The 12,631-nt window shown below is 44.3% G+C and carries 11 protein-coding genes; 7 read left to right on the forward strand and 4 right to left on the reverse strand.

The window, feature by feature from the left end:
- Nucleotides 1–32: 32 nt before the first annotated feature.
- Nucleotides 33–629 (reverse strand): TetR/AcrR family transcriptional regulator, encoded by a 597-nt coding sequence (locus T3H97_RS09615; protein ID WP_167686438.1) that lies wholly within the window; start codon nt 627–629, stop codon nt 33–35.
- Nucleotides 630–875: 246 nt separating this feature from the next.
- Here T3H97_RS09615 and T3H97_RS09620 point away from each other — a divergent pair, with 246 nt between their 5' ends.
- From T3H97_RS09620 to T3H97_RS09640, 5 genes are all read left to right on the forward strand, one after another.
- Nucleotides 876–1,997, forward strand: a complete 1,122-nt coding sequence (locus tag T3H97_RS09620; protein ID WP_328802398.1) for an NADH:flavin oxidoreductase — start codon at nt 876–878, stop codon at nt 1,995–1,997.
- 339 nt (nt 1,998–2,336) lie between these two features.
- Nucleotides 2,337–2,759, forward strand: a complete 423-nt coding sequence (locus T3H97_RS09625; RefSeq protein WP_328802399.1) for a MarR family winged helix-turn-helix transcriptional regulator — start codon at nt 2,337–2,339, stop codon at nt 2,757–2,759.
- 71 nt (nt 2,760–2,830) lie between these two features.
- Complete coding sequence (locus T3H97_RS09630; RefSeq protein ID WP_025718538.1) at nt 2,831–3,412, forward strand: NAD(P)H-dependent oxidoreductase; 582 nt, start codon at nt 2,831–2,833, stop codon at nt 3,410–3,412.
- Nucleotides 3,413–3,937: 525 nt separating this feature from the next.
- Nucleotides 3,938–4,375, forward strand: a complete 438-nt coding sequence (locus tag T3H97_RS09635; RefSeq protein WP_328802400.1) for a MarR family winged helix-turn-helix transcriptional regulator — start codon at nt 3,938–3,940, stop codon at nt 4,373–4,375.
- Between the two features lie 21 nt (nt 4,376–4,396).
- Nucleotides 4,397–5,227: a DegV family protein gene (locus T3H97_RS09640; protein WP_103047912.1), complete on the forward strand. Its 831-nt coding sequence runs from the start codon at nt 4,397–4,399 to the stop codon at nt 5,225–5,227.
- Nucleotides 5,228–5,301: 74 nt separating this feature from the next.
- Here T3H97_RS09640 and T3H97_RS09645 read toward each other — a convergent pair whose 3' ends face one another.
- The 3 genes from T3H97_RS09645 to T3H97_RS09655 form a co-directional block, all read right to left on the reverse strand.
- Nucleotides 5,302–5,937 (reverse strand): hypothetical protein, encoded by a 636-nt coding sequence (locus T3H97_RS09645; protein WP_328802401.1) that lies wholly within the window; start codon nt 5,935–5,937, stop codon nt 5,302–5,304.
- A 210-nt stretch (nt 5,938–6,147) separates the two neighbouring features.
- The gene (locus T3H97_RS09650) at nt 6,148–7,374 is read right to left on the reverse strand and encodes an MFS transporter (RefSeq protein ID WP_103047910.1); all 1,227 of its coding nucleotides are present in this window, start codon (nt 7,372–7,374) and stop codon (nt 6,148–6,150) included.
- A gap of 69 nt (nt 7,375–7,443) precedes the next feature.
- Complete coding sequence (locus T3H97_RS09655) at nt 7,444–9,471, reverse strand: beta-galactosidase (RefSeq protein ID WP_190299106.1); 2,028 nt, start codon at nt 9,469–9,471, stop codon at nt 7,444–7,446.
- 138 nt (nt 9,472–9,609) lie between these two features.
- Here T3H97_RS09655 and T3H97_RS09660 point away from each other — a divergent pair, with 138 nt between their 5' ends.
- Nucleotides 9,610–10,446 (forward strand): AraC family transcriptional regulator, encoded by an 837-nt coding sequence (locus T3H97_RS09660; RefSeq protein ID WP_069291699.1) that lies wholly within the window; start codon nt 9,610–9,612, stop codon nt 10,444–10,446.
- A gap of 193 nt (nt 10,447–10,639) precedes the next feature.
- Nucleotides 10,640–12,457 carry an APC family permease gene (locus T3H97_RS09665; protein WP_328802402.1) on the forward strand — a complete coding sequence of 606 codons (1,818 nt, stop codon included), beginning with the start codon at nt 10,640–10,642 and terminating at the stop codon, nt 12,455–12,457.
- Nucleotides 12,458–12,631 lie beyond the last annotated feature (174 nt).

Below are 12,631 nucleotides of genomic sequence, written 5' to 3' on the forward strand. Positions count from 1 at the left end.
CTGGGGACGGCCCTTTTTATTCGCATTTTCTGCTAAGAGATTTGTGAGACTAGAGATAAGACAACCCCATTGAATATTAAAGGCCCAGCTCTCTCGGCTAAATCCGTAGGAGACTCTTTTTTTCCTTCCACATTCCAGCGAAAGGTTACACCATAAATGGACCAGCTTAAAATGGTCGCGGCAAGTTCTAACGTTCTTGGGTCTGTATTACTGGTTCCTCTTGTTATGAGTTGAAGTATGAAATGCTCTAATTGATTCTTAATATGTTCTTCCAGAATCGGTGCGACTGAATTATATTTATGGATGCATTGATTACTAGTGTCATGATAGTCGCATAACGAAAGAATAAGTTTCTGAATGGTCCTCTCCGACAAACCCGCCTCAGCATCAATCCTCTTAATAACATGCTCCAAAAATGCTTCTGACAAAAGAGTTTCAAGCAGTGCATATTTATCTTGAAAATGTGCATAGAACGTAGCACGGTTAACGGTGGCTTTTTGGGTAATGTCATTGATCGTAATCGTGTAGAAGTCTTTCTTATTTAATTGGTCAATGAATGCGTCGAGAATTAATCTACGTGTTCGAATGACGCGCGGATCGTTTGGGTTGGGTGAGGTTACACCAGGCATCTTCAAGACACTCCTTTCAGGTAAATTAAATGATTCCCCCATTATAAACATGTGTTGTTTTGTCAACAAGTGAGTTTAGTTATACAACAATTTTATAAGCCTTTTGGTTAAGCAACAGAATGAACATTTTGTCGGTTGAATGATAAATTAAACATTGCTAACATTTCACTTGCACCCCGTTTGATGATGCATGAGCCTTATATATAATCCTTTAAAACGATAAAAGAAAATGAGGAGGTACAATCCTTGAGTAATCAACCGCAAAATGTCCATTCAACAGAAGCTTTATTTCAACCTTATACCATTCATAATCTGACCTTACAGACTCGTATTGTAATGCCGGCAATGGGCCGTGCTTTTTCACCAAATGGTGTGCCAGGACCGGATGTAGCCGCTTATTATCGCCGTCGCGCAGAGAATGATGTAGGTCTTATTATTACTGAAGGTGCAGTGATTGACCATCCGGCTGGAACAAGTGAGCCGAGGATACCTAATTTTTATGGGGAAGCGGCTTTAAACGGTTGGGCTGAAGTGGTCAGACAGGTTCATAAAGCAGGCAGTAAAATTTTTCCACAGCTTTGGCATATGGGGATGGCTCGTCCTTTGGGATCTCAGCCGAATCCCGAAGTGCTATCGATTGGTCCATCGGGGCTGGATCTGGAAGGCAATAAAGTGACCGAGCCGATGACAGAAGAAGAAATCGCCAAGGTCATTGGCGCCTATGTCGATGCAGCTGCGAATGCAAAACGACTAGGTTTTGACGGTGTTGAAATTCACGGAGCACACGGCTATCTGGTTGATCAATTCTTTTGGGAGAGAACGAACCAACGTACAGATCGCTATGGTGGAGATATCATAAAACGTGCTCAATTCGCCATTGAGCTTGTGGAAGCTATTCGTGCTGAGGTTGGCCCTGACTACCCTATTGCCATGCGCCTATCCCAATGGAAAATGAATGATTACAACGCAAAACCGTTCGATACACCGGATAAACTGGGGCAATTCCTGAATGTGTTGGTACAAGCGGGCGTGGACATCTTCCATTGCTCGACACGTCGCTTTTGGGTACCTGAATTTGAAGGCTCCGATTTGAGCTTTGCCGGATGGGTGAAGAAGCTGACTGGAAAAACTACGATTACGGTTGGCTCTGTAGGTCTGGATGAGGATTTTGTAAGTTATACGGAAGGGAAAGGGGCAGGACACCAAGATATTAATGAACTTCTGGAACGGCTGGACAACAATGAATTTGATCTGGTAGCTGTTGGGCGTGCGCTTCTGAGCGATCCTGCATGGGCTACGAAAATACGTGAAGGCCGAATTCATGATCTTCAGACCTTTACACCTGAGATACTTCAAACGCTCAACTAAAACATCTCATACTTCGAATACCTCTTTAAGTAAACAGTGTAAGCCAAAATACTCAAAGTCAGGTAAGGAACTTGGGTATTTTGGCTTTTTTATGCGTCTGCGATAGTAGTCCACCATGAACCATTTTAGTTTAAGTCATATTTGCTTTAAAGTTTTCTTTTCTTGGGTACTCAAGTATTGAATTTTCTTTAAAAGCTGCTCCATTTAACAAGCTCCTATCGATTTTAGATCTCATTATAACAGACTTAATCCCAGTTCTTTGAATCATTCATATGCTAAAACCAGATCAGACTGAAACCAACACTTGATATATATAGATGTCTATGTAATAATGCTTGTATGTTAAAAAATAATGCAGCTGCACTGATAGGAACCATTAGAGACTCGATCAATAAATTGATTGTGTCTGAGCTCGAATCGAATGGAATTGAAGGGATTGTTCCTACTCATGGCGGAATCCTAATGTTCCTTTATCAAAAGGACGGGCTTTCCATTAAGGAATTGACGCAAAAAATTTTTCGTCAGCAACCCACTGTCACTGTTTTGATCGACAAGCTAGTGAAGTTGGGGTATGTCGAAAGAAAAAAAGAAAGGGAGGATAGTCGAGTTACCCTGATATTTCTGACTGATAAGGGGAGAAAGATAGAGCCTGTATTTGAGATGATCTCCAATAGATTACAAGAAACCATCTATGGTGGTCTCAAAGATGAAGAAAAAGAACAACTGGAATATCTGCTGGAGCATGTCAAAAACAGATTATAAATTTTTTTAAGTAAATGTATAGATATCTATATTAATATCAAAATAACAATAAAACATCTGGAGGTTATAAAATGAAACATCTTATTATCTATGCTCACTCTAACGCAGAAAGCTTCAATCACGCGATACTCGAAACGGTTGTAAATACTCTGAAAGAAAAAGGTGATGAAGTCGTTGTACGCGATCTATATGCCCTTGATTTTCAACCTGTATTAAAACCTGAGGATACTGCCGCTATGAGAGCAGGGCAAACCCCGGCTGATATCAAAGTCGAGCAGGAATACATCTCACAATCGGATACGATTATTTTTATTTCTCCCATCTGGTGGACAGGTCTTCCTGCCATCCTGAAAGGTTACGTTGACCGTGTATTTGCATACGGCTTTGCATATACGGCTGGTGCGGAAGGGATTAATAAGCTGCTTACAGGTAAAAAAGGTTTTATCGTGAATACACATGGTACTCCCAACGCGATCTACGATGAAATCGGTATGACCGCAGGATTGAAGATCACATCAGATACGGGAATTTTTGATTTCGTTGGAATTGAATCCGTCGGTCACTTGCTGCTTGGAAGTATCGGCTACCTTGATGAAGATGGCTATAAAGGACTGCTAAAGCAAGTCCAAGACACGGTTAAAACGGTGCTGTAAAGTTAGTTCATATTCTTTTAGAAGCGTAAGACATTCTTTAAATGATGAGGTCAACCCGTATTTAGTGGTTGGCCTTTTCTTGTAAATGCTTATATTTTTCCAACATCCCGGTTCATAGATCTTTTGAAGTCGTAATAGCATCTTGGGGCAGATGTAACTGGACATTCAAGGGTGTGTTGAAGCATGACTCTATGATCTTTCGACGGTTTTGGAATGTCCCTCTATGATTAAGTACATGTAAACGTCAATAGGGTCCTCACGTTCAATTTTAAAACCAAACCGTTCATAAAGACGTCTGGCTGAGCTTCCTTGCAGAACATTTAAGGTTACATGTTTTCCTTAACAACTCCTTTATGGTAAACAGGTAAGAGGTGATCCAGCTTATTTTTTCTTATTCGACGCTGAGCTCATTAACCCTTGTATTAAAATTCACAAATATTTCATTGTTATTATCGTGGGCAATTCATTATAGTACATAGTATTAATAGTTAACTGTATGTATTATGTGTTTTGCGGAGGTTCACTATGAAAGATTATGAACTAAGGGACGAATTGAGAGAATCCGTTAACCGGATTTATGACATGGAATTATTCAGTAGCCTGACAGAGCTTGTTCAGGGGGAAAACCATGTGCTTCAATATTTAGTTCAGCACCGGGATGATGAAATTAATCCTTCCTTGCTCAGCGATCATCTGCATGTATCCAGATCAAGAATTACGGCAGCGCTTACGGGATTAAGAAAAAAAGGCTATGTGACTATGGAAATGTCTGAGCATGACAGACGACGAATGTGTGTAAGGCTCACAGTAGGTGGTGAATCCTTGATCAAACAGAAGCAAGAGAGAATTGAAGGTTATTTTGAAGCGCTTGTAGTAGGTTTGGGTGAGAAGAATGTGAAGGAATTTATACGGTTAATTGAGCTTTCTTTGAGTATTATGAATGCGGGTTCTATTGAAAAATAACATAATGTGAGGGTGTACCGGGTGAGATATAAAATAATAGCAGACAGCTGCTGTGATTTAACGAGAGAGCTTAGAGAAGAGATGCAAGTTACTACGATTCCGTTAAATATGACGCTGGGAGATAAATGCTTCGTAGATGATGACACATTGGACTTGCCTCAGTTTATGGAAGAAATGAAAGCCTGTACAACCAAAATTGGATCCGCATCACCGTCACCAATGCTGTATAAGGAAGCCTTTCAAGGTGCGCATACTTCTTTTGCCATTACATTATCCAGCAACCTGTCCAGTTCGTATTCCAGTGCATTGGTAGGAAAAGATATGGCGGAAGAAGAAGGGGCGGATGTTCATGTATTTGATTCGAAAAGCGCTTCGGCTGGGCAGCTCTTGTTGGCTCTAAAACTACGCAAGTTGATTGACGAGGGATATCATAAAAGCGAAATTATTTCTACCTTGGAGAGCTTTATCAGCAAGATGAAAACGTACTTTGTTTTAGAAAATCTGGATAATTTGGTTAAGAACGGACGAATGAATAAAATCACTGGAAAGATACTTTCACTCTTGCATATCAGGCCTATTTTAGGCTCGGATGGTGACGGGAATATCGCATTTTTTACTCAAGCACGCGGCCAGAATCAAATTATCGAAAAGCTGGCAGATACTATTGAAAAAAGTGGCCGGGCTACCGAAGGAGAAAGCATCGTCATTACTCACTGCAATAATCCTGGGCTGGCGGAAAAATTAATGAATGCGCTGAAGAAACGCTATCAATTTAAAGATATTCATATTGTGTCCACCAGAGGGATTAGTTCAATGTACGCGAATGACAAAGGGATCATTATGGCCTTTTAAAAATATTCAGGGTTTATCCTCGCTGTATGGATAAACCCTTTTTTAGTACACTGGGGCTTTGCGGGAGTTCAAGCCTATCTCAATTTTCTAATGAGGACAGAAGCGTTTATGCTGGCTTGAGTTCCTCCGGCTTGTGTTTGCAGGGTAACAGCAGTAGTAGAGCTATGGTTTCGCAGAGTAAGGACGTCACCGCATGCCAGAGCGAGGATGGCTTGCCCTGTGTTCTGTTGTGTCCCGGCTCCTGAGCCGTATACAGTTCCCACAGCCAGTGCGCCATTAATAAAGATGGCGAATTGGTTAGGTTCCACACCGGACACCGAAAAGTGAACTTCATATTTTCCAGCATCGGATACAGCAATCTGTGTAGTTCCTGGAACATGAGCAATTCCAGGTGTAAGTATACCGTTCGTATCGAAAATGACATCCCCTTCAATCGGAACATCTTGGGGCTTCACATTATAAATATAACCGAACTGCGCTAAATCACCTATGGTTCCAGAATCCCCTTCAGGCCCTAAAGCGCCATGATTAATATTCACATTTACAAGTTGCTTTTTGACGATGATATCTTTTCCAACCCCTTTCCGTTTCGAGCGGCCTTTTCTCTTTGGGGGCTTCTCCTCAAACTTTTTTTCTAACTTATCAAACCAGGCACGGACAAAAACATTTTTTTTACGGCCTTTTTTTCGTTTTAATTCAGGATGAGCCAATACAAACACCTCCATATGGTTTGTTGTATACTACTCCATTCATCTAGAGGAGGCATGGATATCTGTCCTGTGATTCATAGTAAACGATCTATTTTGACTAAAAACAGGCTGCTGTACAAGGTGCATTCGTCTAGTATGTAAAAAAGCACCTTTGAATGTGCACTTGGATGACAACCAAGGAACAGACAAAGGCGCCAGTAGAGGTGTACATCATGATGAAGCGGTTTGAAGCCGCTTTTTGCGCACATATAGGGCGTATAAGATGCCCCCAAGCAGACACAGGATGCAGGCGAAGCCTGCCAGCAACCACGCCGATGAGACTGCTCCCCCACGATCCATGCTATTTCCGAGCCATAAAGGCAGCAGAGCTCCTCCAACTCCACCTGCGCCTATAAGCAGGCTGGTGGTGGATTCTTCGGTGCCTGGCATCATTTTGCTGGCAAAAACAAGTGCGATGGAGAAGATGCCGGACATGCCCAGCCCCAGCAGTACAATAAGGATAAAGGCGCCGGCAGTGCCTTTGATCAGCGGGAACACGCACAGCAGCACGGTCGCTGCCAGCGAGCTCAGGGCGACAAAGACACCGTAGCCGTATCGATCGGCAATGTAGCCTGTGAATAACCGGCCGGTAGCCATTGCTAACCAGAAGCAGGTGACACTAAGTGCTGCCTCCGCTTGTGTGAGACCCAAACGTTCGATGAACATGGAGGGCAGGAAATTAGCCAGGCTCATCTCTGTTCCTACATAGATAAAGAAAAAGACGATAAATAGTGCAAGTAACTTCCAATTGCCTATAGGGCTACCTTTAGAAGCCTCCACCGTGGGGGATTTGGGTGAGTTAGTGGAACGCGCATAGTTGTCACCTCGGTGTTCCTGTTGGTCTAATACAGCGTCAAGCGTGCCGAAGGACCCACGCAGCCAAGCTATGACGGTCACGGCTGCAAACATGGAAATGATGGGAAAGGCCAATCGCCACCAACCGAGAGCAATGAGCTGGCTGGCGATAGCGGGCATAGCCAAAGCGCCGATCCCAAAAAAGACTTCCAGACGGCTCATCGCCGCGCCCGTTCCTTGAGTAATACCGCTGATAATAATAGTGCCAATGAGTGTTTCTACCATGCCGAAGCCAAACCCGGCTGCTGCCCCGACGGCATATAGCCAACCCCAAGGCGGCAGCAATGAGTACAGCACTTCAGCCGCGCACAGCAGGAGCAGGGCGAATACCAGACTTCGGCGTTTGCCGAAACTCCGGGCAAGCCACGGCGACAGCAGGACTCCAGCCAGAAAACCGGAAAATTGAGCGAAGATTAGGCTTCCGCCGTCCGTATAGTTTCTACCGTAATGCTCTAACAACACAGGCAGTAGGGAGCCTACAACCACGTGTGCCAGGCCGATTAAAAAATAAGACAAGCTGCCGATCCATAGCAGTCGTTTCATGATGAACTCCTTTGATACCTAGATTTGACTCATGCAGCAAACTGAACTGCATGAGTCAAATCTGAGTGATTATGATAGCTCCAGTACTTGAAAGCCGTAGCCTTCAATAGAAATATCTCCTTCCAGGTATTTACCGCTGATCAGCTCATTCCCTTTCTGATCATCCAGATGATATTGCTGCATCTGGGCGTTATGATTCAGAACGAATAGATATGATTTTCCATCTTTGGTCCGTACCGTGGCTTCTACACCCGCAGGAGCGCGCAGCAGGGATGGAATCCCTTTTTGCTCACAAATGTAGCCCAGTAGGCCATCAAGGAAAGTCTCTTCAGGATCTGAAGCAACGTACCATGCCTCACCTTGACCGAAACGATTACGTGTCAGCACTGGCATGCCCTGATAGAAATCATCGCCGTATTCGGCCAGCACCTCCGCGCCTTCGCTATGCAACAAGTCGCAGAGCAGACCGCATTTATATTCACCTTGTAATACGCCCACCTTTTCTTTCAATATAATGCGATTGTGTGATTCTGGCAGAAGCGCGTCAATTTCTTCCACCCAGATCCCGAGCAAGTTACGCAGTTTACCAGGATATCCTCCGGTTGTGACCAGATCGTTTTCATTTACAATGCCACTGAAAAAGGTCGTTACGAAGGTGCCGCCATGCTCTGTGAATTGTTCCAGCTTCTCGGCGGTACCCGGCTTGACCATGTAGAGTACAGGCGCGATAATGAGATCATATTTCTGGAAATCTGTATCAACAGAAATCAGGTCTACCTGTACATTCCGCCGGAAGAGGGGAGCATAATACTTGTGTACCTGATCCATATATTTCAAGGCGACAGAAGGGCCGCTTGATTTTTCCAAAGCCCACCAATTGTCCCAATCGAATAAAATGGCTACTTTGGCATTAACGGTCGCGTCAAGTAGCGTGTTGCCTAATGCGCCAAGCTCACTGCCAAGCTGTGCCACCTCGCGAAATACACGTGTGTTCTCATGCCCGGCATGCTCAATGACGGCCCCGTGGAATTTCTCACAAGCGCCGATCGAGCGGCGAAGCTGGAAGAACATGACCGTGTCCGCGCCATGCGCGACTGCCTGATAACTCCATAACCGCATAACGCCAGGCCGTTTAAGCGAATTATACGCCTGCCAGTTCTGCTGGCTCGGTGTTTGCTCCATCAGCATAAAGGGTTGCCCATCCTTCAAGCCGCGCATCAGATCGTGCGCCATGGCCGTATAGCTCGGCGGGGTATTGGCTGCAGGATAACTATCCCAAGATACAATATCCATGTGCTTAGCCCATTTAAAATAGTCCAGTTGTTTGAAAAAGCCCATCAGATTGGTCGTTACCACGGCATCGGGAACATGTTTTTTAATCGCGTTATATTCCAGTAGGTAGCAATCCAGCATACTGTCTGAATTGAAGCGCGCATAATCGAGAGATATGCCCTGAAAGGTCGAGTGATTTTCTCCCCAATGCTCGCTCAGATTATTTGGCGGTACAATTTCATCCCAATCATAGAAGGTGTGACCCCAGAAGGAAGTATTCCACACCCGGTTTAGCTCTTCCAATGATCCGTATTTTTGTTTGAGCCACACCCGGAATGCGGCTGCGCAGTTATCACAATAGCAATCTCCGCCGTACTCATTGGACACGTGCCATACGAGGATCGCGGGATGGTTTTTGTATCGTTCTGCAAGTCGATCAGCCATCTGCTCCGCGTATTTTCGATACGTTGGACTGTTCGGACAGGAGTTGTGGCGTCCACCGAATTTCCGCTTACGCCCGTCAGCATCGACCCGCAGAATGTCGGGATAACGCGTAGCCATCCAGGCTGGATGCGCTGCCGTGCTAGTAGCTAAACAAATGAAGATATCGCTTTCATAAAGACTGTCAATCAATTGATCCAGCCATTCAAAATGATATGTGATTTCGTCGGATTGAATTTTGGCCCATGAGAATACGTTGACCGTGGCGATATCAATCCCTGCCTGCCTGAACATCCGTAAATCTTCCTGATGCGTGGCCTCATCCCACTGCTCAGGATTATAATCTCCACCGTAAAATACTTTAGGAAGTTTGCTGCTTATCATGCCAATCACCTCTGTATATAAGAATAATCCTATCTTATAATACAAATAACTGCTTTTAAATATAATAAAATGAACGTGTATATAACAATATGGATCTACATGTGAAATACATACCCGCATACGCCGGAGGTGCTTTTTATGATTTTAACTCCCCATCATTTAAGATTTTTCCTGACTACGCGTGAGCACTCTTTACCCCTTTTTATTGAAAGTATCGGATTTAACAGCAGGCAGGAGGATGTGTCCCGTCCAGAGGGTTATCCGTGCTTTCACTGGATTCAGACGGTGTCTGGTGAAGGGATGTTTACATTTAAAGGGGGGAGCTTCCGTCTGGGAGAGCAGTCCGGGGTTCTGCTGCTGCCCGGGGAATCCCATGCATACAGACGGGCGACCAAGGTATGGCGAACGTTATACATTACATTTGACGGCCCCATCGCCGCTGCTGTATTGACTGCACTGGGATTGAAGCATACGCGTGGGTATCATTGGGACCCGGATAGCGAGCTGCACAGCTTTGGGGAAACGATGCTCCATTCCATGGTTAGTGAACGTGATTTGTCTGGATTAGATGCTTCTGCCAATATGTATCGTTTTCTGACTCTACTACGTAAACATGGACAACATAGCTCGATGCCTTCCCTATCCCATAATGTGGAACGTTTAACCCCTGTACTGGCCTTTATGGAGCAAAATTATGCCAGTCCAGATGTGGGCCTAGGTGATATGGCAGTTATGATGAATGTCAGCTCCCGTCATTTAAATACATTATTTAAGCAAGCGTTTGGTGTGACTTCTTATGCTTATCTGATTGTAATTCGGCTGCGGAAGGCCAAGGAAATGATGACGGAATATCCGCAATTAACAGTAAAGGAGATTTCGGAGCGAGTAGGATTCCGAGATGCCAGTCATTTTGTGGCAACTTTTCGCCGAGCTGAAGGAATTACGCCTGAAAGGTTCAAATTACTGTATACATAAGGGTATTTTATCGAAATACTCTTTCTTACTCGGGAATGCTCATTTTAGGGAGCATTCCTTATTGTTTTTTTCAGGATGAGGGAGTATAAAATAATAGTTCATTTGTTTCATCAATCTGGTGTGCAGGTGACATAATAAACATAAGATCCATAGTTCTTTTGCAAAACCCTCATCCAAAGAAGGAGTCAACGAAATGCTGAGTAAAGTCAAAAGATTATTAATCGGTCGTCCGCGAAAGTCGACGGCCCTTGAAGATGAGAAACTGAATAAGCTCAAGGCACTGGCCATTCTGTCCTCAGATGCCTTGTCCTCTGTAGCTTACGGAACGGAGCAAATTCTGCTGGTTTTAATTACAGCCGGCTTCGCTGCCCTATGGTATTCCATTCCTATATCCATTGCGGTATTGGGATTGCTGATCATTCTGATCCTGTCCTATAGACAGACCATATTTTCCTATCCTGGTGGCGGAGGAGCGTACATTGTTGCACAGGACAATTTGGGAAAGAGTCCGAGTCTGATTGCAGGCGGTTCTTTGCTGGTCGATTATATTCTGACGGTAGCAGTTAGCTCATCAGCAGGTACTGATGCCATTACATCGGCTTTCCCGTCGTTACATGATCATCGGATCGCCATTGCGCTGATTATGATTATCTTTTTAACTATTATGAACTTGCGCGGAGTGACAGAATCTGCCTCGGTGCTGGCTGTACCGATTTACTTATTTGTTGTTGCCATTTTTGTTTTGATTATTAGCGGTATCATTCATTACGTGGCAGGGGGAGCTCATGCTGCAGCACCGCAATTTGGAGCTACGGTATCCAACGTCAGCCTGTTCCTGTTACTGAAGGCGTTCAGCTCGGGTTGCTCGGCGTTAACTGGGGTAGAAGCTGTCTCGAATGCCATTCCGAACTTCCGCAAGCCTGCTGCCAAAAATGCAGCAACTACGCTAATGATGATGGGTTTGATTCTCGGGTGTATGTTTATCGGAATTAGTTTGCTGGCTTATTGGTACGGTGTTCGTCCTAATCCGCACGAAACGGTCATTTCGCAAATTGCGAACGCCACTTTCGGACGCGGTGTGATGTATTACATCATTCAGGGCGTAACGGCGCTCATCTTGTTTTTGGCGGCGAATACAGCCTATTCGGCCTTTCCATTGCTTGCTTTTATGCTCGCCAAGGACAAATACATGCCGCACATGTTCATGGTTCGTGGAGATCGGCTCGGATACTCTAATGGTATCTTGTTTCTGAGTATCTTCTCGGCATTGCTGGTCATCGTATTTGGTGGCAACACAGAAAATCTGATCCCGCTTTATGCCGTAGGGGTATTTATTCCGTTCACGCTCTCGCAGCTTGGCATGATGATTCGTTGGATCAAGCTCAAACCGTCCGGTTGGGTCGTTAAGCTTGCTATTAATACGGTTGGGATGCTGACCACGCTGTCGATTACACTCATCTTTATTTTCACCAAGTTTAGCCAGGTGTGGGTAGTCTTTATCTTTCTGCCTTTGGTTCTGTATTTCTTTATGAAGATCAACAGGCATTACAAAAATACGGCTGAACAACTGCGCATTGATATTACCAAGGATAAACCTATGGTGAAAGGCAATACGATTATTATTCCGGTGGCAGGTATTACGCGAGTCGTTATGAATACGATCAGCTATGCCAAAACCTTGTCGGATAATGTGGTTGCCGTATATGTGGGTGTGGATGATGAGGCGATTCAAAAAATGGAACAGAAGTGGGAAGAGTGGGACGTGGGCATACGTTTAGTAGTGCTGAGATCCCGTTATCGCAGCATCATTAATCCGCTCCGCAAGTTCATCGATACAGTAGAGTGGAAAAAAGCAGACGAGGACCATATCACTGTCCTCATTCCACAATTCATCACCAAGCACTGGTGGGAAAATATTCTACACAATCAGACCAGCTTACTGATGAGAGCTTATTTGATTAATTACAAAGACGTGATCGTAACGACTGTTCCTTTTCATTTAAACAAATAAAGTCACTGCCAATTGTAGGGTACAGCTGACTATAGCATGACCAAAATGAACATCTTTTGGCCGCATTTCTTTGCGGTCGGAGGGTGTTTTTTTACATAACGGAGATATTTACTTTGGTGATACATTTTGTGTATTATAGATACGAAATGTATCATTAAAGACTGTTATGGAGGG

This window comes from Paenibacillus sp. LX16 (genome assembly GCF_036252815.1).
In the GTDB taxonomy this organism is placed as follows: Bacteria; Bacillota; Bacilli; order Paenibacillales; family Paenibacillaceae; genus Paenibacillus; species Paenibacillus polymyxa_B.

Coding starts and splice junctions, on each gene's coding strand:
- T3H97_RS09615 (WP_167686438.1), bottom strand. CDS start 629: ATGCCTGGTGTAACCTCACCCAACCCAAACGATCCGCGCGTCATTCGA.
- T3H97_RS09625 (WP_328802399.1), top strand. CDS start 2,337: ATGTTAAAAAATAATGCAGCTGCACTGATAGGAACCATTAGAGACTCG.
- T3H97_RS09630 (WP_025718538.1), top strand. CDS start 2,831: ATGAAACATCTTATTATCTATGCTCACTCTAACGCAGAAAGCTTCAAT.
- T3H97_RS09635 (WP_328802400.1), top strand. CDS start 3,938: ATGAAAGATTATGAACTAAGGGACGAATTGAGAGAATCCGTTAACCGG.
- T3H97_RS09650 (WP_103047910.1), bottom strand. CDS start 7,374: ATGAAACGACTGCTATGGATCGGCAGCTTGTCTTATTTTTTAATCGGC.
- T3H97_RS09655 (WP_190299106.1), bottom strand. CDS start 9,471: ATGATAAGCAGCAAACTTCCTAAAGTATTTTACGGTGGAGATTATAAT.
- T3H97_RS09660 (WP_069291699.1), top strand. CDS start 9,610: ATGATTTTAACTCCCCATCATTTAAGATTTTTCCTGACTACGCGTGAG.
- T3H97_RS09665 (WP_328802402.1), top strand. CDS start 10,640: ATGCTGAGTAAAGTCAAAAGATTATTAATCGGTCGTCCGCGAAAGTCG.